The 18,757-nt window shown below is 59.7% G+C and carries 20 protein-coding genes and 2 pseudogenes; 12 read left to right on the plus strand and 10 right to left on the minus strand.

The genetic code is table 11. The annotated features are described in order from the left end of the window. Positions 1–145 precede the first annotated feature (145 nt). A complete protein-coding gene (locus tag HNQ72_RS20130; protein WP_183994680.1) occupies positions 146–1,171 on the plus strand; it encodes a sensor domain-containing diguanylate cyclase in 1,026 nt (341 codons plus the stop codon). Between the two features lie 120 nt (positions 1,172–1,291). After that, positions 1,292–2,599, plus strand: coding sequence for an MFS transporter (locus tag HNQ72_RS20135; RefSeq protein WP_183994682.1), 1,308 nt, complete (start codon positions 1,292–1,294; stop codon positions 2,597–2,599). 61 nt (positions 2,600–2,660) lie between these two features. Here HNQ72_RS20135 and rplS read toward each other — a convergent pair whose 3' ends face one another. Further along, on the minus strand, positions 2,661–3,197 hold the full coding sequence (gene rplS / locus HNQ72_RS20140) for a 50S ribosomal protein L19 (protein ID WP_183994684.1): 537 nt from the start codon (positions 3,195–3,197) through the stop codon (positions 2,661–2,663). 264 nt (positions 3,198–3,461) lie between these two features. On the opposite strand from rplS, the gene HNQ72_RS20145 reads away from it, so the two are divergent. After that, a complete protein-coding gene (locus HNQ72_RS20145; protein WP_183994686.1) occupies positions 3,462–4,211 on the plus strand; it encodes a sulfite exporter TauE/SafE family protein in 750 nt (249 codons plus the stop codon). A gap of 8 nt (positions 4,212–4,219) precedes the next feature. Here HNQ72_RS20145 and trmD read toward each other — a convergent pair whose 3' ends face one another. The 4 genes from trmD to HNQ72_RS20165 all read right to left on the minus strand — a co-directional run bounded on the left by trmD (position 4,220) and on the right by HNQ72_RS20165 (position 6,395). Continuing rightward, positions 4,220–4,900: a tRNA (guanosine(37)-N1)-methyltransferase TrmD gene (trmD, locus tag HNQ72_RS20150; protein WP_183994688.1), complete on the minus strand. Its 681-nt coding sequence runs from the start codon at positions 4,898–4,900 to the stop codon at positions 4,220–4,222. After that, entirely contained in the window at positions 4,897–5,508 is a 612-nt protein-coding gene (rimM, locus tag HNQ72_RS20155; protein WP_183994690.1) for a ribosome maturation factor RimM, read from the minus strand. Before rimM ends, trmD begins: the two co-directional genes overlap by 4 nt. A gap of 126 nt (positions 5,509–5,634) precedes the next feature. Then, entirely contained in the window at positions 5,635–5,994 is a 360-nt protein-coding gene (gene rpsP / locus HNQ72_RS20160; RefSeq protein ID WP_183994692.1) for a 30S ribosomal protein S16, read from the minus strand. A 92-nt stretch (positions 5,995–6,086) separates the two neighbouring features. Beyond that, positions 6,087–6,395: a chorismate mutase gene (locus HNQ72_RS20165; RefSeq protein WP_148147789.1), complete on the minus strand. Its 309-nt coding sequence runs from the start codon at positions 6,393–6,395 to the stop codon at positions 6,087–6,089. Here HNQ72_RS20165 and HNQ72_RS31290 point away from each other — a divergent pair. Continuing rightward, positions 6,293–6,739: pseudogene (locus HNQ72_RS31290) on the plus strand (hypothetical protein); the annotation flags it as partial. The gene HNQ72_RS20165 and the pseudogene HNQ72_RS31290 sit on opposite strands and share 103 nt — an antisense overlap. A gap of 10 nt (positions 6,740–6,749) precedes the next feature. Here the strand turns inward: HNQ72_RS31290 and ffh are convergent. Continuing rightward, positions 6,750–7,976 (minus strand): annotated as a pseudogene (ffh, locus tag HNQ72_RS20170) (signal recognition particle protein); the annotation flags it as partial. A 439-nt stretch (positions 7,977–8,415) separates the two neighbouring features. Between ffh and HNQ72_RS20175 the strand changes: the two are divergent. Both HNQ72_RS20175 and HNQ72_RS20180 read left to right on the plus strand, forming a co-directional pair. Then, positions 8,416–9,501, plus strand: a complete 1,086-nt coding sequence (locus HNQ72_RS20175) for an MBL fold metallo-hydrolase (protein ID WP_183994696.1) — start codon at positions 8,416–8,418, stop codon at positions 9,499–9,501. A gap of 54 nt (positions 9,502–9,555) precedes the next feature. After that, positions 9,556–10,143: a biliverdin-producing heme oxygenase gene (locus HNQ72_RS20180; protein WP_183994697.1), complete on the plus strand. Its 588-nt coding sequence runs from the start codon at positions 9,556–9,558 to the stop codon at positions 10,141–10,143. Positions 10,144–10,161: 18 nt separating this feature from the next. Here the strand turns inward: HNQ72_RS20180 and HNQ72_RS20185 are convergent, their stop codons facing one another. Beyond that, positions 10,162–10,833 carry a spermidine synthase gene (locus tag HNQ72_RS20185; protein WP_183994699.1) on the minus strand — a complete coding sequence of 224 codons (672 nt, stop codon included), beginning with the start codon at positions 10,831–10,833 and terminating at the stop codon, positions 10,162–10,164. A 159-nt stretch (positions 10,834–10,992) separates the two neighbouring features. Here HNQ72_RS20185 and dapF point away from each other — a divergent pair, with 159 nt between their 5' ends. From dapF to HNQ72_RS20215, 6 genes are all read left to right on the plus strand, one after another. Beyond that, positions 10,993–11,895 carry a diaminopimelate epimerase gene (dapF, locus tag HNQ72_RS20190; protein WP_183994701.1) on the plus strand — a complete coding sequence of 301 codons (903 nt, stop codon included), beginning with the start codon at positions 10,993–10,995 and terminating at the stop codon, positions 11,893–11,895. Then, positions 11,892–13,178 (plus strand): tRNA (N(6)-L-threonylcarbamoyladenosine(37)-C(2))-methylthiotransferase MtaB, encoded by a 1,287-nt coding sequence (gene mtaB / locus HNQ72_RS20195; protein WP_183994703.1) that lies wholly within the window; start codon positions 11,892–11,894, stop codon positions 13,176–13,178. Before dapF ends, mtaB begins: the two co-directional genes overlap by 4 nt. A 17-nt stretch (positions 13,179–13,195) precedes the next feature. Continuing rightward, a complete protein-coding gene (gene ftsY / locus HNQ72_RS20200; RefSeq protein WP_183994705.1) occupies positions 13,196–14,566 on the plus strand; it encodes a signal recognition particle-docking protein FtsY in 1,371 nt (456 codons plus the stop codon). 54 nt (positions 14,567–14,620) lie between these two features. Beyond that, positions 14,621–15,271: a septation protein A gene (locus tag HNQ72_RS20205; protein ID WP_183994707.1), complete on the plus strand. Its 651-nt coding sequence runs from the start codon at positions 14,621–14,623 to the stop codon at positions 15,269–15,271. A gap of 41 nt (positions 15,272–15,312) precedes the next feature. After that, positions 15,313–15,855 carry a DUF2585 domain-containing protein gene (locus tag HNQ72_RS20210; protein ID WP_210319670.1) on the plus strand — a complete coding sequence of 181 codons (543 nt, stop codon included), beginning with the start codon at positions 15,313–15,315 and terminating at the stop codon, positions 15,853–15,855. A gap of 112 nt (positions 15,856–15,967) precedes the next feature. Beyond that, positions 15,968–17,149: a GGDEF domain-containing protein gene (locus HNQ72_RS20215; protein WP_183994711.1), complete on the plus strand. Its 1,182-nt coding sequence runs from the start codon at positions 15,968–15,970 to the stop codon at positions 17,147–17,149. A 9-nt stretch (positions 17,150–17,158) separates the two neighbouring features. On the opposite strand, the gene HNQ72_RS20220 is transcribed toward HNQ72_RS20215, so the two are convergent. Genes HNQ72_RS20220 through HNQ72_RS20230 form a run of 3 tightly spaced genes read right to left on the minus strand, consistent with a single transcriptional unit; the run spans position 17,159 to position 18,718 of the window. Next, the gene (locus tag HNQ72_RS20220; protein ID WP_183994713.1) at positions 17,159–17,770 is read right to left on the minus strand and encodes a DsbE family thiol:disulfide interchange protein; all 612 of its coding nucleotides are present in this window, start codon (positions 17,768–17,770) and stop codon (positions 17,159–17,161) included. Then, complete coding sequence (ccmD, locus tag HNQ72_RS20225; protein WP_183994715.1) at positions 17,767–17,946, minus strand: heme exporter protein CcmD; 180 nt, start codon at positions 17,944–17,946, stop codon at positions 17,767–17,769. Before ccmD ends, HNQ72_RS20220 begins: the two co-directional genes overlap by 4 nt. Position 17,947: 1 nt before the next feature. Next, positions 17,948–18,718, minus strand: a complete 771-nt coding sequence (locus HNQ72_RS20230; protein WP_183994716.1) for a heme ABC transporter permease — start codon at positions 18,716–18,718, stop codon at positions 17,948–17,950. Between the last annotated feature and the right edge of the window lie 39 nt (positions 18,719–18,757).

Consider the following 18,757-nt stretch of genomic DNA (forward strand, 5'->3'; position numbering starts at 1 on the left):
CATGGCCGGTCTATTACCAGTTTTTTAGAGGGACGGCAATTGCTTCGATTAGGGGCGCATGGCACAAGCGACAGGCAGTTAAAGCTCTTTTTTTGTGTCCTTATTTGCGTGCGGCGGCGGTGAGGAGGACAACGAGGAGGTGCGTATGGCACTTACAGCCCAGCTTCCTGCCAATGAAGCTGATCGTTTGCTTTCCGTCCGGGGGCTGATTTCGGTCGATGGCAATGCGACGTCTGAACTTTCCACGCTCGTGCAACTGGCCAAGGATGTTTTCGGCACCCCTTGTGCTGCGGTCAATATCATAGACGAGGACTGGCAGCGGGTTGCCTGCCAGGTCGGTAGCATTCCGATCGGTGAATGCAGTCGGGACGATTCCGTCTGCTCCCGCGTGGTTTATGCCAACGAAGTCGTCGTGGTGCCCGACCTCAGCCGGCACCCGGAATTCCGCAGTTTTCCCGCAATTCAAGGCGCTCCCGGTTTCCGGTTTTACGCCGGCGCTCCGGTATCGCTGGAGCCTGATCTTCCGGTCGGTTCTCTCTGCCTACTTGATGTCGAACAGAGGGATCTCAGCGATTCGGAGATACGCAATCTGCGCCAGTTTGCCGACGTGGCAAGCGGTCTCCTGCGGCTGCAGAAGGCGAATTTCATGCTGGAGTTTGCCGAGGAGAAGCTGAAGCTTGCGGCCATGACCGATCCGCTGACCGGTTTTTACAACAGGTCGGCACTTGTCTCGTTAATCGACGTGATGCTCGCCAACGCGCTTTCCTCGCAACAAGGATTCGGCGTGCTTTATCTCGACATGGATGGTTTCAAGCAGATCAACGACAAGCTTGGGCACCATGCGGGCGATCAGGTTCTGACCCATGCCGCCAAGCGGATCAGCGAGTGTGTGCGGGCGCAGGATGTGGTCGTGCGCATGGGCGGCGACGAATTTGCGATCTTCGTGCCCGATCCGCCGGATGTCGCAGCCCTTTCCGAACTTTCGGAGTGCCTGCTGAAAGAGTTCCGCCGGCCTTTCGTCGTCGACGACAATCTCGTCAACGCGCGCCTCAGCATCGGTGCGGCTCTTGCGCCGGAGGCCGGGTCGGAACGGCTGGGTCTCCTGAAGGCCGTGGATGAGGCGCTTTATCAAGCCAAGGAAGCGGGCCGCGACCGGTTCGTGCTGCGGTAATCCTGGACGAGGCAAAGGCCTTCCTCGTCTCAAAGAGGCCTGCGGTCTCTTGCCGCATGCTGTGATGCACCTAATTTCCTCCCCACAGATCAGACACGGCCGCTGGCCGGGGAGGAAATCTTGGTCTCTGAAAGCAATACGATCTCTAAGATCACCTGGCGGCTGATGCCGCTTCTCGGCGTCCTTTATCTCATTGCCTATATCGACAGGCAGAACGTGAGTTACGCGAAGCTGCAGATGGTCGATTCACTCGGGATGAGCGAATATGCCTATGGCCTCGGCGCCTCGCTGTTCTTCATCGGCTATTTCATCTTCGAAGTGCCCGCAAATCTCTTCCTGACCCGTTTCGGGGCGAGAATCTGGTTCACCCGGATCATCGTGTCCTGGGGGCTGGTGACGATCGCACTGGCCTTCACCCAGAATATGACGATGTTCTATATCCTTCGCTTTCTGCTCGGCGCCTGTGAGGCCGGGTTCTTTCCCGGCGTCCTCTACCTGCTGACGCTGTGGTTCCCGAAGGATTATCGCGGTCGCATGGTCGGCCTGTTCATGATCTTCAGTGCGCTGGCAAATGCGATCGGCGCGCCGCTCGGCGGCATTCTGCTCGATCTCGATGGCGCGCTGGGGCTTGAGGGATGGGAATGGGTGTTTCTCGCGACCGGCGTTCCCGCCGTCATAGCCGGCGTCTTCACCTTCTTCTATCTCGACGACACGCCCGAAAAGGCAGAGTTTCTGACGAATGACGAGAAGCAATGGCTGAAAGATCGGCTGGCGCGGGAAAATGCCGGAATGGACGAGGATGCAGGCCACGGCTTCAAGGCGCTGATCAATCCGCGCGTGCTGTTGATGGCCCTCTGCTTCATCGGCTTCCCGCTGGCGGCCTATGGGCTGAGCTACTGGTTGCCGACGATCGTCAAGGGTTTTGGCGTATCGAACACGACCAACGGCTTCATCAACATCATTCCCTGGCTGATCGTTGCCGTCGCGCTTTGGGTGGTTCCTTCAGCCGCCGACAAGACCGAGAGAAAGACGCCTTATATCGTGGGGCCTGCGTTTGTCGGTGCCGCAGCGCTGGCGGCTTCCGTCCTTGTCACCTCGCCCTATCTGCAGTTCGCTTTCCTCTGCATTGCCGCAGCAGGCATCTTTGCCGGCCAGCCGGTGTTCTGGAGCCTGCCGTCACGCTTTCTGAAAGGGGCCGGCGCTGCGGCGGGGCTGGCTGCGATCAACTCGGTCGGCAATCTCGGCGGCTTCATCGCACAGAATGTCGTGCCGTGGATCAATGACGCGACGGGCAGCAACATCCTGCCAATGTTCTTCCTGGCGGCATGCCTTGCTATAGCGGGTGTGCTGGTGATCATCGTGGGCCAGATGCTCGGGCGCGAAACGAAGGACGTGCCGCCATCGGCACATGCGGGCGGTCCACGCTAATCGCACAAACAAAAAAGGCGACCCGAAGGTCGCCTTTTTCTCATGCCGTAACTGGCAAATCTTATTCTGCAGAAGCTTCTGCAGCCTTTGCTGCTTCTTCAGCTGCCTTTGCTTCAGCAGCTTCCTGTGCTGCCTTTTCGGCGGCCAGTGCCTGTGCTGCTGCAATCTTTTCAGCTTCGATGCGTGCCTTTTCCTCGGCAATAGCAGCGCGCTCTGCTTCGTTCAGCTTGCGGGCGCGGGTGCCGGTGTTCTCGACGATACGAGCCGACTTGCCGCGACGATCACGCAGGTAGTAGAGCTTGGCGCGACGGACCTTACCGCGGCGAACGATTTCGACGCTTTCGACGAGCGGCGAGTAAACCGGGAATACGCGCTCGACGCCTTCGCCGTAGGAGATCTTGCGAACGGTGAAGCTTTCGTTGAGGCCGCCGCCGGAACGGGCGATGCAGACGCCTTCATAAGCCTGTACGCGGGTACGGGAGCCTTCCGTCACGCGTACGTTGACGCGGAGGGTGTCGCCCGGAGAGAATTCAGGAAGCTTGCGCTGAGCTTCGATCTTGGCTGCCTGTTCGGCTTCCAGCTGCTGGATGATGTTCATCGGTCAAACCTTTTCAGTTCTTCTGAAACAGCCAGAGCGCTTCCCGTCCTTGGTCACCTCATCCGAGGGCCTCGTGACGTGCCTTGTGGGCTAGCGAATTCGCCATTCTTTGTTGCTGGTCGACGGGAGTTTTCCCATTTCCGCGCCGGCAAATACACCAATACGGGGCGTTTGTCATCCCGCAGTCGCAATTTTTGTCGTGGGCATCGTTGCTGCCTTGCGTGGAACGGGATATCTGGATTTCCGGGAAGAGGAAATTGCGAAATGACAATAATGATGGTTCTGCTGCTGGCCGCGGCAGGGTTCCTGTCGGGTGCCGTCAACGCGATTGCGGGCGGCGGCACATTTCTTACTTTCGGGGTGATGACGCTCGCCGGCATTCCGCCAATCTCGGCCAATGCGACGTCATCCATCGTGCAGTTTCCGGGCTATGTGACATCGACGATCGCCTATCGGGCGGAAATTCTACATCGATGGCGGAGCATTGCCGTGCTGGGCGTCGTGTCGCTTGTGGGAGGGCTCGTCGGCGCGCTGATCCTGCTGTCGCTCGACAATCCGTCTTTCCGCGCGCTTGTGCCGTGGCTGCTTGCTGCGGCGACGGCAATTTTTGCGGCGGGGCCCTTGCTCAAGCCGAAGGTTTCTTCCGAGGAGCATAGCGCCAACAGTGCTTCCAGCATCGTCGGCCAGTTTTTCAACGCGATCTATGGCGGGTTCTTCGGTGCCGGGATGGGGATCATGATGCTGGCGGTGCTTGGGCTTACGACCGGCGGCACCTATCATCACCTCAATGCGATGAAGAACCTGTTTGCCATGCTGATTGCCGGCGTGGCGATCGTTGTCTTCATCAGTGGCGATGTAGTGGCGTGGCCGGAGGCGCTGGTAATGATCCCCGCAGGTGCAATTGGCGGTTATTCCGGTGTCTGGTTGGCGCGTCGCGTGCCACAGACGGTTTTGCGATGGTGTGTCGTGGCAGTCGGGACGGCCTTGACGATCTATTATTTTGTCACCGCGTAATCGCGGCTTCAGTCGTCCGCGAGCAAATCCGGGCGACGTTGTTGCGTCAGCTTTAGAGCCTGTTCCAGCCGCCATTTTTCGATCGCTGCGTGATTTCCCGAAGTCAGGACCGTCGGGATCTCCTGGCCTTCGAAAACCTGCGGGCGGGTGTAATGCGGGTGTTCCAGCAGGCCGTGCTCGAAACTTTCGTTGGTGCCGGAATGGGCATTGCCCATGACGCCCGGCAGGAGGCGGATGATGCTGTCGAGAACGGTCAACGCTGCCGGTTCGCCGCCCGACAGGATGTAGTCGCCGATCGACACTTCCTCGAGATTGCGTCCGTCAATGACACGCTGGTCGACGCCTTCGAAGCGGCCGCAGACGATGACGACGCCTTCGCCATCGGCGAGTTCACGCACCCGGCTCTGGCTGAGTGGCTTGCCGCGCGGGCTCATCAGCAGGCGAGGGCGGGTATCGGCGGCGACAGAATCGATCGCTCTCGCCAGAATATCCGCTTTCAGCACCATGCCGGCGCCACCGCCGGCCGGCGTATCGTCTACGGTGCGGTGCTTGTCTTCAGCAAAATCGCGGATCTGTATCGTATCGAGCGACCAGTCGCCACGTTCCATCGCCTTGCCGGAAAGGGAGAAAGCGAGATGTCCGGGAAACATTTCCGGATAGAGCGTCAGGAGGGTTGCGCGGAATGTCATTCTTCGTCCTGGCCGGGAGCTTTTTTGGAAGGTCCCTGGCGGGGCTTGGGCTGACGCTTGCCGACTGCGGTTGGATCCCTGTCGTTCGGATCCTCGATCAGGCCGGCGGCCTCAGGATCGATCAGGATTTTGCCTGCGTCCAGATCGATCTCCAGAACCGCTGCTTCGGAAAAGGGGATGAGCGCCGGGCGTCGACCGGGGCCTTTCAGTTCAAGCAGATCGCCAGCGCCGAAATCAAATACCGCACTGACTTTGCCATAGCTTTTGCCTTCAGCATCGACGGCTTCGAGGCCTTCGAGATCGGCATAATAGAATTCGTCCTCGTCAAGTTCTTCGTCGGGAAGATTGTCGCGTTCGACGAAGAGTTCCAGCCCGTTCAAGGCTTCGGCTGCATTCCGGTCGTTGACGCCGCGGAAGCGGACAACGACGACGTTTTTTGCATCGCGGATTTCGAGGATCTCGAACCGCCGCCCGTCTTCTGCATAAAGATGACCGTATTCGCCAAGGGCTGTCGGGTCCGCGGTGAAGGATTTTACCCGCACTTCGCCCCGAAGGCCTTGGGCGGCGCCGATCGTGGCCATCAGGATTGGGTTTTCTAGCTTCTTCATGCCGGTGTTCCGATTGGTCTGCGCTCATTTAGCCATGAACCGCCCGCTGTGCAACGCAGGCCTGACCAAACAAAAAAACGGGCAGTGCGTTGCCGCACTGCCCGTCGAATAAACCTGTAGCAGAAATTATTCTGCGGCAGCAGCTGCGTCGGCAGCCTTCTGAGCCTTTTCAGCAGCGCGTTCGACAGCGCGCTTGCCCGGCTTTGCCTTTTCCGGGTTGTTCTTGGCGTCGCGGGTTGCGATGCCGGCTTCAGCGAGGAAGCGCAGAACGCGGTCGGTCGGCTGTGCGCCGTTGGCGAGCCAATGCTTGATGCGGTCTTCGTTCAGTTCAACGCGCTTTTCGTTGTCCTTGGCGAGCATCGGGTTCCAGGAACCGAGCTTTTCGAGGAAGCGGCCGTCACGCGGCGAACGGGCGTCGGCAACAACAACGGTGTAGTAAGGGCGCTTCTTGGAACCACCGCGGGCGAGACGAATCTTCAGGGACATTGTTTTACTCCTTAGGTTTCTTTTTGGGCCACCATCCGGTGGTCCGATCTGTTGTTGTGAGGCCGCCGTCAGGCGGGCTCGGGTCATGCTGTTTATTTCGCACCACCGTGTTCGGCGGCGATTGCTTCATGATGCCGGATGACTTCCTTGATGACGAAGTTCAGGAACTTCTCGGCGAAATCCGGATCCAGATTGGCTTCCTTTGCCAGGCGGCGAAGGCGTTCGATCTGGTATTCCTCGCGCGCCGGGTCTGCCGGCGGCAATTCGTACTTGGCTTTCAGGACGCCAACTTCCTTGGTGCAGCGAAAACGCTCGGCGAGCATATGCACCAGCGCGGCATCGATATTGTCGATCGACTGGCGGTAGCTCGAAAGCCGTGCCTTCACTTCAGGATCAACCATTCGCGTCCTCCCTTATTTCTTCTTGCCCGGCAGACCGGGGAAACCGCCTAGGCCGGGAAGCTTTGCTCCGCCGAGACCGGGCAGGCCACCCATTCCACCGGGAAGGCCGCCACCGAGACCCGGCATGCCGCCCGGCTTCAGGCCTGCGGCTTCTGCCTGTTTCTGCAGGGCTTCGAGCTGCTTCGGATCCATTTTCGACAGATCAGGCATGCCCATGCCACCACCAAGACCCATCTTGGAGGCAAGGCCGCCCATCATCTGCTTCATCATGCCGCCCTTGCCCTTGCCGCCCATCATTTTCATCATGTCGGCCATCTGGCGGTGCATTTTCAGAAGCTTGTTGATTTCCGCAGCATCGGTGCCGGAGCCGGCCGCGATACGCTTCTTGCGGGAATGTTTCAGCATGTCCGGGTTGGCGCGCTCAGCCTTGGTCATCGAGCCGATGATGGCGATCTGGCGGTCGAACATCTTGTCGTTCATGCCGGAAGCGGCGAGCTTGTCCTTCATACCGGCCATGCCGGGCATCATACCCATGATACCGCCCATGCCGCCGAGCGATTTCATCTGGCGCAACTGGTCAGCGAGATCGTTCAGGTCGAACTTGCCCTTGGCCATCTTGGCGGCCATGGCGGCTGCCTTTTCGGCGTCGATGTTTTCGGCTGCCTTCTCGACCAGCGAAACGATGTCGCCCATGCCGAGAATGCGGTCGGCGATACGGCGGGGATGGAATTCCTCCATCTCCGTCATCTTTTCGCCGACACCGATCAGCTTGATCGGCTTGCCGGTGACGGCGCGCATCGAAAGTGCTGCACCGCCGCGGCCATCGCCGTCCATGCGGGTCAGAACGAGGCCGGTAATGCCGACGCGCTCATCGAAGTTGCGCGCCAGATTGACGGCGTCCTGACCGGTCAGGCTGTCGGCCACGAGCAGGATTTCATGCGGATTGGACTTCCGCTTGATTTCCGCCATTTCCTGCATCAGCGGTTCGTCGATATGCGTGCGGCCGGCGGTATCGAGGATGACGACGTCATGGCCGCCAAGTTTTGCCGCCTGCACGGCGCGCGCGGCGATATCGGTCGGCGACTGGCCGGCGATGATCGGCAGCGTGTCTACGCCGGTCTGGACGCCGAGCTGGCGAAGCTGTTCCTGAGCTGCAGGGCGGCGCGTATCGAGCGACGCCATCAGCACCTTTTTCTTGTCGCGGTCGGTCAGCCGCTTGGCGATCTTGCCGGTCGTGGTCGTCTTACCCGAACCCTGCAGGCCGACCATCATGATGACAACGGGTGCCGCTGCTGCCAGGCTGATGCTGACGCCCTCGGAGCCGAGCATCTCGACCAGTTCGTCATGGACGATCTTGACGACCATCTGACCGGGCTTGATCGATTTCAGGACTTCGGCGCCGACGGCCTTTTCACGCACTCGATCCGTAAAGGCGCGCACGACTTCGAGCGCCACGTCGGCCTCCAGGAGCGCACGGCGAACCTCGCGGAGCGCTGCGGAAACATCCGCCTCGCTCAACGCGCCACGGCCGGTCAGTCCATTCAGAATGGAGCCAAGACGGTCCTGCAGGTTCTCAAACATCGTGTCTTCCTTCTTCGCTTCCGGTTGGTGTCCGGAAACGTCGGGTCTTTTGCCGGCAAAAACAAGACGCGAAAGCGCGCAAAGCCAAAAAGCACCCGAGGGCGCAACGCGCTGTCGGATGTTGACCTCCGGGATCGATTTATACCTCAAGGGGTCCCGGTCGGTGGCTCCAAGTCTTGTAACTTGTCAGCAGATCGCCGGGCTTAAACAGGAAATGGCAGCGAGAGTCAAGGATTGGAGTCTTTCATTAGGCGTTTGAATCCTTGAATTGGCCAAGATACGAATCCTTGTGACGCTATCGCAAGAGCTCATTTTCAAGGATTCGCTCCAACTCTGGATGCAGCAACAACCTCGAACTTCGGAAATTCTTCAATCTCCGTCTTTCCAAGGGGGCCGCATTCTCTTGCGATTGGCACGGCGCATCCCCTAATATTTCGCCATGAACCGTCGCACATTCTTCAAATGGTCCGGCCTTGCAGCCATCGCGGCACTTGCCGGCGGGGTTACGGCAAGGAGCGCCATGGCTGGTAACAAGTATTATTCCGGCCCCGTCTCCGATCATTTCGACGGCAAGGCCTTCTTCAATCCGGGGGGCGTGGAGCCGCGCGGCGGGCTGGACCTTTTGCGCTGGAAGTTCGGCAACGGTAATATCCCGTGGCCCGAAACATTCGTCAGCCCATTTCCGCAAGCCGTGCCGGGGACGCGCATCGATGGTGATCGGGTCGTGGTGACGATGGTAGGGCATGCCTCGATGCTGATTCAGGTTGCGGGGCTGAACATCCTGACCGATCCGGTCTGGTCCGAACGGACGAGCCCATTCAGTTTTGCGGGTCCGAAACGGGTGAACCCGCCGGGCATCCGGATGGGTGATCTGCCGCCAATCGATATCGTGCTGGTCACTCACAACCACTACGACCACATGGATCTCGAAACGCTTTGGGTGCTGCAGGGGCGTGACAAGCCGCATTTCATCACTCCACTTGGCAATGATGCGATCATTCGTTCCCGTGTGGCGGATGCCAGGATCACGGTGATGGACTGGGGTGGCCACGAGACGGTCGGCCCCGGCGTGACCTTCCATTGCGAGCCGTGCCACCACTGGTCGGCGCGGGGTCTGGGAGATCGTCGCCAGGCGCTCTGGGCGGCTTTCGTCTTCGATACGCCGGCAGGAAAAATCTACCATATCGGCGATACCGGTTTTCACGAGGGCCGCAACTACCGGGCTGTCGGCGAAAAGCATGGGCCGTTCCGGCTCGCCAATCTTCCTTTCGGAGCCTATGAGCCGCGCTGGTTCATGGAGGCGCAACACCAGAACCCGGAAGAGGCCGTCAAAGGCATGCAACTTTGCGGCGCTTCCTACGTTGCCGGTCATCACTGGGGCACGGTGAAACTGACCGACGAGGGCATAGAGCAGCCGGTAGAGGCGCTGCATGCGGCGCTCGACGCGCAAAAGATCGCTCGCGAGCGTTTCAGGCCGATGCGGCCAGGTGAAGTTTTCGAGGTTCCGGCTTCACGTCCTGCTTGACTTGTCGCACCTTGATTTGCTTGATGCCGAAAACATGAGTGCATGGGGAAAGTAATGCAGATTGAGCTAGAGCGTCCGACCGAAGAAACCCGTATCCAGCGACTGAAGGCTCTGACGACCGGTACCCATGACACGCTGGACAAGCGCATCATGCGCGCCGAGCCGTTTGCTAGCCGCGAGCGTTACGCCCTGTTTCTCGAGGTGCAGCATCATTTCCATGCGGATGTCGCGCCGCTTTTTGCCGACGAAGATCTCAATCGCCGCCTGCCCGGTCTGGCCGAGCGAAATCGTTACGAGGCCCTGCGTCAGGATATCGTCGATCTTGGCGGCGCCACGGAAGAACTCAACGCGACGACCGGTCCATTGACGCCGGCTCAGGCGCTCGGCTGGGTCTATGTTGCGGAAGGCTCCAATCTCGGAGCGGCATTCTTGCGCAAGGAAGCGGCAAAGATCGGGCTGTCGGATGATTTCGGCGCACGCCATCTTGCCGGCCATCCCGACGGTCGTGGCCTGCATTGGCGCAATTTCGTCGCCGCCTATAACGACCTGCCGCTGACCGAGGCAGAAGAACTGGAAGCGGCCGAAGGCGCCAAGGCTGCCTTCCGGCGCGTGCATGCGCTGGTTGACGAAATCTTCGGATAATCGATTCTTGCGCCGCTATCAGCGGCGCGTCGCCACCCAGATGACATGCTTGGCGCCGCGCTTGCCGTTGGCGCGGGTGTTGACGACTTCGGCCTCATAGCCTGTATCCTTCAGGCGCTTGGTAAAGCCGTAATCCGGGCCGGATGACCAAACGGAGAGCACACCGCCGGGGCGTAGAGCTTCACGCGCGGCGCGCAGGCCGCGGCCATTATAAAGTGCGTCATTGCTGTCGCGTGTCAGTCCGTCCGGGCCGTTGTCGACATCGAGAAGAATAGCATCGAAACTGTTCTTCGATTCGCGGATGAGTTCGCCGACATCGCCCTGGTGGATTTTCGTGCGGGGGTCGTCGAGGCAGCCCTTAAAGACCTCGGCCATTGGTCCGCGCGCCCATTTCACCACCGCCGGCACCAGTTCGGCAACGGTGACGGTGGCGTCCGGCGGAACGATCGCGAGCGCTGCACGGAGCGTGAAGCCCATGCCGAGACCACCGATCAGGATGGACGGCTTTGAGCGGTCCTTGATCTTCTCCCATGAGAGCGTGGCAAGCGCTTCTTCCGAACCGCTGAGCCGGCTGTTCATCAACTCGTTCGAACCGAGCATGATGGAGAATTCCTGGCCGCGCTGCTTCAGGCGCAGTTCGCCGCCATCATCCGGTATCTTTGCGCTGTCCAGTTGAACCCAGGGTAACATCGTGAAGCCTCTTTTTGCGGCTCCCCTAACACGCGTCAGGGCTTTGCGCCAATCTTTAGGCAGATGCGCCGCCACTGGTAATTTGCAGGACTTTCGGCCATATACGCCTTTAAGAGTGGGCCATTATCGGTTTGAAGGCCCGAAGAGTGGATCAGCATCATGGCAGGACAGGTCGAATTCGCGCGCATGAACGGGCTTGGCAACAAGATCCTGGTTGTCGACATGCGTGGCCGCACCGACAAGGTGACACCTGAAGCGGCGATCGCGCTCGCAGCCGATCCGGCCACCGAGTTCGACCAGATCATGGCAATCCATGATCCCAAGGCTCAAGGCACCGACGCCTGGATCGATATCCTCAACTGTGATGGCACCAAGGCTCAGGCCTGCGGCAACGGCACACGCTGCGTGGTGCAGGCGCTGGCCGCCGAGACGGGCCGCAAGACCTTCACCTTCCAGACGGTTGCCGGCATCTTGAATGCGCAGGAGCATGAAGACGGCACGATTTCCGTCGACATGGGCAAGCCTGTTTTCGCCTGGGACAAGATCCCGCTGTCTGAAGAATTTTTCGACACGAGCCGGATCGAGTTGCAGATCGGCCCGATCGATGCGCCGATCCTGCATTCGCCCTCGGCCATGTCTATGGGCAATCCGCATGCAATCTTCTGGGTCGACAAGGACCCGATGACCTTTGATCTGGAGCGTTTTGGGCCGATGCTTGAAAACCATCCGATGTTTCCGGAAAAGGCCAATATCACGCTGGCGCAGGTCACAAGTGACCGTTCCTTGCGCACCCGCACCTGGGAACGCGGCGCGGGTTTGACGCTTGCCTGCGGTTCGGCTGCCTGTGCCGCCGGTGTCTCTGCCGCCCGCACGGGTCGCACCGGACGCAAGGTCACGATCGACGTTGCCTCCGCCCCCAGCCGGCAGCCACTCGTCATCGAATGGCGGGAGAACGACCATGTGGTGATGACCGGTCCAGCCGAATGGGAGTGGTCGGGCAAGGTCGATCCGGAAACTGGCGCGTTCAGCCGCGATGCGGAACCCGAGGTGAAGGCAAATTGAGCGGCGTCGAGGTCATAACCTTCGGCTGTCGGCTCAACACCTATGAATCGGAAGTGATGCGGGCCGAAGCCGAAAAGGCGGGGCTCAACAATGCCGTGCTGGTCAATACCTGCGCCGTGACCGGCGAGGCGGTGCGGCAGGCGCGGCAGGCGATCCGCCGGGCGCGGAGGGATAATCCGCATGCCCGCATCATCGTCACAGGCTGTGCGGCGCAGACCGAAAAGCAGACCTTTGCCGACATGCCGGAAGTCGATGCAGTTCTAGGCAACGAGGAGAAGCTGAAAAGCACCTCTTATCGCGGCCTGCCTGATTTCGGCGTTTCGGCGGAAGAGAAACTCCGCGTCAACGACATCATGAGCGTCAAGGCGACTGCGCCGCAGATGGTCAAGCATATCGACGGGCATGTGCGCGCCTTCATCCAGGTGCAGAACGGCTGCGACCATCGCTGCACCTTCTGCATCATCCCCTATGGCCGCGGTAATTCCCGCTCGGTGCCGATGGGTGCAGTGGTGGAGCAGGCACGAAAGCTTACCGAAAGCGGCTATCGCGAGATCGTGCTGACCGGCGTCGATGCCACGAGCTACGGCGCGGATCTTCCCGGCAATCCGACGCTCGGTTATCTCGCCAAGACGCTGTTGAAACAGGTGCCAGAAATCCTCCGGTTGCGGCTGTCGTCGATCGACAGTATCGAGGCCGACAGTCATCTCTGGGATCTGATCGCCGACGAACCGCGTTTCATGCCGCATCTGCATTTGTCGCTGCAGCATGGCGACGACATGATCCTGAAGCGGATGAAGCGCCGTCACAGCCGTGCCGAGGCTCTTGCCTTCGTGGAACAGGCGCGGCGACTGCGGCCGGAAATCGCTTTTGGTGCGGATATGATCGCCGGGTTTCCAACCGAAACGGAAGAGATGTTCGAGAACGCAGCGACGCTCGCCGAAGAGGCGGGCATCTCCTTCCTGCATGTGTTCCCCTACAGCCCACGCCCCGGCACGCCGGCAGCGCGCATGCCGCAGGTCGATCGTGCATTGGTCAAGGAACGTGCCGCGAAGCTTCGCGCCAGGGGCGAGGTGCTGTATCGCGCCCATCTCGACCGGATGGTCGGCACCGAGCAGACGGTCATCATCGAAAACAATGGCATGGCGCATACGGAAAACTTTTCGCTGGTTGCAGCGCCTGGACTGGTTCCCCGCGACATTCAGCGCGTTATGATTACTGGACATAACGGCAAACATCTCGACATGCGGATCGTGGCCGACGCGCCTCATGAGCACGCGGCCTGACCGAAACGGATTTTTACATGGTAAGCTTCATCAAACGCGTCTTCACCTTCGGCGATAAACCGGTCGAAAAGCCCGTCGAGGAAAAGCCGCCGGTCATCGCGCCAGAGGTTGCTCCCACGGAAAGCGAAGCCGCCGCCGTGCAGGCGGAGCTTGAGCCCAAGCCGCGTGAGGAAGATCTGCCGGTCGCGCCTGTCGATCCGGTGGCGCCAGCCGAGATGGAAACGGCCGGCGGGCCGTCGGCGGATTTGGCTGATGAAGCTGATGAAGTGGCAGTTCTCCCTGGCGTCGAGGAGACCTCGGATCTCGGTGTCGTGCCGCTTTCGTTGCTGGAGGCAGAGGCTGCGGCTGAAACCGATAATGCCGGTCCTTCGGAAACCGCCGACCTCATTCCCGTCCTCCCCAAAGGCTTCTCCACCTCCAAGTCCGAACCGGACGTCGTGGCGGTCGTGCCCCCCGCGAAGCTCACCTGGTTCCAGCGACTGCGCGCCGGGCTTGCCCGCACCTCGTCGCAGTTGACGGGACAGATTGCGGCGCTGTTCACCAAGCGCAAGCTGGATGACGAGACGCTGGAAGACCTCGAAGACCTGTTGATTCAGGCCGATCTCGGCGTCGAGACGGCGATGCGGATCACGGGCACGCTGTCTGCCGAACGTTACGGCAAGGACGTGACCGGCGAGGATGTGTCGCGCATCATGTCGGCGGAGATCACCAAGGTTCTTTCGCCCGTCGCCAAGCCGCTGCAGCTCGATCTCAATCACAAGCCGCATGTCATTCTCGTCGTTGGCGTCAACGGTACCGGCAAGACGACCACGATCGGCAAGCTTGCGGCAAAGCTTTCGGGTTCGGGTCTCAAGGTCATGCTGGCCGCCGGCGATACGTTCCGTGCGGCGGCCATCGAGCAGCTGAAGATCTGGGCGGATCGCACCAATTCGGAATTCATCGGCACCAAGCTCGGCGCCGATGCGGCGGGGCTTGCCTATGACGCCTATGTGCAGGCGAAGGAAAAGAAGTCCGACGTGCTGATCATCGATACCGCTGGCCGGCTGCAGAACAAGGCCGAGCTGATGGCGGAACTGGAAAAGATCGTGCGCGTGCTCGGCAAGCTCGATCCTGATGCGCCGCATACCGTGTTGCAGACGCTTGATGCAACGACCGGGCAGAATGCAATGAACCAGGTCGAGATCTTCCGCAATGTTGCCGGTGTCAGCGGTCTGATCATGACCAAGCTCGATGGGACCGCGCGAGGCGGCATCCTGGTCGCGATCGCGGCCAAGCATCGCCTGCCGGTCTATTTCATCGGTGTCGGCGAGGGGATTGATGATCTCGAACCCTTCGAGGCGAAGGATTTTGCCGAGGCGATTGCGGGGCTGACGCCCGCGCCGCATTGATGACACAGAAAAACGATTTGGCTCCAGATAACGACGGACAATAAGTTGGGAACCATGCAGACAATCGAAAGCGATGTTACGCCGACCAAGGAAGAGAAGCAGAAACCGGGCCTGAAAATGGCTCTGGAGCTTGGCCCACTTCTGGTCTTCTTCTTCGGCAATCTGCGCGGGGAATGGCTGGTCGGCAAGTTCCCGGCGCTGTCTGCCATCGGCGGACCGCTGCTGGTGGCAACCGCGCTTTTCATGGTCGCGACCGTGATTTCGCTGGTCATTTCCAAGATCGTCTTCAAACACCTGCCGGTCATGCCTTTCGTTTCGGGCATTGTGGTGATGATTTTCGGCGGATTGTCGATCTGGCTGCAGGACGAGACCTTCATCAAGATGAAGCCTACCATCGTCAACACGCTGTTCGGCGTCGTGCTGCTCGGCGGGCTGTTCTTCGGCAAGTCGTTGCTTGGTTACGTGTTCAATGCCGCGTTCAATCTCGACGCGGAGGGCTGGAAGAAGCTGACCCTGCGCTGGGGAGTTTTCTTCCTGTTTCTGGCGATACTCAACGAGGTGGTCTGGCGCAATTTCTCCGACGAGGCCTGGGTCAATTTCAAGGTCTGGGGCACGATGCCGATCACCATTCTGTTCACGCTGTCACAGATGCCGCTGATCATGCGCCACACCGTGCAAGACACCGTTGCCGAAGGTGACAAGTGACGACCGTTACGCCGGAAACCGACGTTTTCTCCCGACGCTGGCTGATTGCGGCACTCGTCCTGTTTCTTCTGCAGATCACCATTCTCTATTTCATGGGTCGCGTGCCGATCTGCGAATGCGGATATGTGAAGCTGTTCGAGCCGGGCGTAAATTCGCCGGGGAACTCTCAGCATTTGGCTGACTGGTACACGCCGTCGCATATCATTCACGGCTTTCTGTTTTATGCTTTCGGCTGGTTTCTTCTGCGTCGCCGTTCGATGTCCGAGCGGCTGGCGCTTGCGGTTTTCATCGAGGCCGCATGGGAGATCGCGGAAAACTCGCCTCTTATCATCGATCGTTATCGCAATGCGACGATGGCGCTCGGTTATTCGGGCGACAGCATCCTCAATTCGGCGATGGACACGGTGTTCATGACGCTCGGGTTTCTGTTTGCCTCCCGCATGCCCGTCTGGCTGACCGTCACGGTCGCAATCGTCTTCGAGCTTTTCACCGGCTGGCTGATCCGTGACAACCTCACGCTCAATGTCCTGATGTTGATCTGGCCGATAGATGCGGTCAGGACATGGCAGAGCGCCATCGGTTGAACCTGTGCAGAGGTATCTTTTGAAGCCCCGCTGTCGTTGAATTGTTAACGTTCTGGGCCTAGGGCTTTTTCATAATCGACAGGATGCATGAAGGCTTTCTGCGCAGGGTCAGATGGAACAGACCGATAATTTCGCCTATCTCTTGCCGTTCATTTTTCTGGTTTTCGGCAGCATTTTTCTGATCGCCGACCGATGGTCCGATGGCTCAGCGCGTTACTGGGGGCTGGGTCACATCTCGGCGGCGCTCGGCTTTGCCTTTCCGATCCTTGCCTATGCACTGCCTTTGCCTGCACAGGCAGTGCTCTCGAACGTGTTCTTCTACGCGGCATTTTTTCTCTATGGCCATGCCATGCTTGTCAGGTTCAGGCGCCCGACATTGTTGCTGCCGCGGCTGCTTTTCACGTTGACGGCGTTTGCGGCCGTCTGCTGGTTTATCCTCGTCGAGGAAGATCTGAGATCGCAGCTTGCGATCGGCGATTCATCGCTGGCGGTGCTGCTTCTCATTGCGATCTTTTCCGTGTGGCAATTTGCAAAATCGGCGATTGATCGTTTGCTCGTGGGCATGGCGTCGATGGTGGTGCTGGAGACTGCCGTCCGTGTGACGGTTCTTCTGCTTTCCACATCTGCCGGCAATTTTGAATCGCTCGACCAGTTCTTGTCGTCGGACTATGCCTTCCTAATGCAGATGGCGGCGAGCATTGTCGGCTTCATCATGGCGCTGGCTGTTTTGGGGTCGGTCGTCTCGGATGTGGTTATGGGCCATCGTGATGCGGCGTGCCGCGATCCTCTCACCGGGTTGCTCAACCGTCGTGGTTTCGAGCTGGCCCTGCCGGAGGTGAAGGGAGGCGCATTTCCTGCAGGTGCTGTTATCGTCGGGGATATTGATTACTTCAAACAGGTCAATGATCGCTTCGGCCATGCGGCCGGTGATCATGTCATCATCGGGTTTGCTCAGATTCTGAGGGCAAACCTCAGAAGTGTCGCGATCGCTCGCTTCGGAGGCGAGGAGTTCGTCAGTTTTCTGCCTGGTATCGGTCGAATGGAAGCGGCGGATATGGTGGAAAAGGCGAGGTTCGGGTTTGCCGCCATGAGCTGGCAAGACCATGGGGTCGATGGGACGATTACAGCGAGTTTCGGTGTTTCGACCACCGCACCCGGAGATCATTCCGTGCATGATGCCCTCGCGCGGGCGGACGCCTGTCTCTATACGGCCAAGAATTCCGGTCGCAACAGGGTCGTGACCGAAGGGCAACGGCCGCCAGAGGGGCCGCCGCCGCTCAGGATCGTTTCTTAAAGATAAAGTTCAGCTCTTGGCTGCGCCCGATGCCTTTTCAATCGCTGGCAGGAGTTGCTGCGTCAGGCTGCGCTCATCGAAAGGGCCGACCTTCTTGTAGAGGATCGTGCCGTCCGGGCCGACCAGATAGCTTTCCGGAATGCCGTAAACGCCCCAGTCGATTGCCGCCTTGCCGTTCGGGTCGACGCCGATTGCCTTGTAGGGATTGCCAAGCTCGCCGAGGAAACGCAGGGCGTTGTCGTTGCGGTCCTTGTAGTTGATGCCGACGATGTTAAGCCGGCTATCGTTCGCAAGCTGCTTCAGGATGGGATGTTCCTGTCGGCAGGGCACGCACCATGAGGCGAAGACGTTGACCAGGGTCAGCTTGCCCTTGATGGCGGCATCCGTCAGGGCTGCGGTGTTCGAACCTTCCAGCGGTGGCAACGCAAGCGATGGCGCCGTCTTGCCGATCAGCGCAGACGGGATAGCGGAAACGTCGAGCCCGTTGACGTCCTGGTCGTAGAGCATCTTTCCGGCGATCGCGGCAAAGCCCAAAAAGACGGCAAGCGGGATCAGCGCCAGCGCGTAACGGCTGCGATTGCGCTTTGGTTTGAGGTTGGCGTCTTCCGTTCCGGATGTCATGACGAGGCTCCGTCTGTCGGGGCAGGGCGAGCGGAGCGGCGGCGAATGCCGGAGGCTTCCAGTTCTGCCAGCTCCTTTTGGCGGGCGCGGCCATCGAGCCAGACCCAGCCGATCAGACAGAGGATGACGATGGCGGCGACGATGTAGGATGCGGAGATGTAGAAGGTATGGGTCATCTTACGCCTCCTTCGCCAGTGTCCGGCCTGCCATGCGCGCGGCCATGCGGCGCTGGGCCGATACACGGCGACGCCAGATCTCGTTGCGCATTGCCGCAATGTGCAGGGTGAAGAACAGAAGCGTGAAGGCAATGGCCATGATCAAAAGCGGCCAGAGGAATTCCTTGTCGATCGTCGGGCCGCCCATGCGGATGACGCTTGCAGGCTGATGCAGCGTATTCCACCAGTCGACCGAAAACTTGATGATCGGGATGTTGACGAAGCCGATCAGGATCAGCACGGCCGAAACGCGGGCAGCACGGCTTGGATCGTCCATGGCGCGATTGAGCGCAATCAGGCCGAGATACATCAAAAACAGCACGAAAACCGAAGTCAGCCTTGCATCCCAGACCCACCATGTGCCCCACATCGGCCTGCCCCAGAGCGATCCGGTGGCAAGTGCGATGAGGGTGAATGCAGCGCCGATCGGAGCCGCAGTCTTGTGGGATACATCCGCCAGGGGGTGACGCCAGACGAGCGTGCCGATCGCCGATATGGCCATGACCGAATAACACATCATCGACAGCCAGGCGGCCGGCACATGCACATACATGATGCGTACCGTCATGCCCTGCTGGTAATCGCCTTTGCTGGCAAAGGTGAGATAAAGCCCGATTGCAAAGAGGATCGCGGTGATGCCGGCCATAAAGGGCAGGATACGCGCCGCCAAGCCGAGGAACCGCGTCGGGTTGGCCAGATCGGAGATTTTCGTGATGGCGAGACTTTCGGGCATGGGACTTTCTAACCGGGTCGTGCGTTTTCGAGAAATTCT

Origin of the sequence: Aliirhizobium wenxiniae (assembly GCF_014201355.1) — a bacterium.
Lineage (GTDB): Bacteria > Pseudomonadota > Alphaproteobacteria > Rhizobiales > Rhizobiaceae > Neorhizobium > Neorhizobium wenxiniae.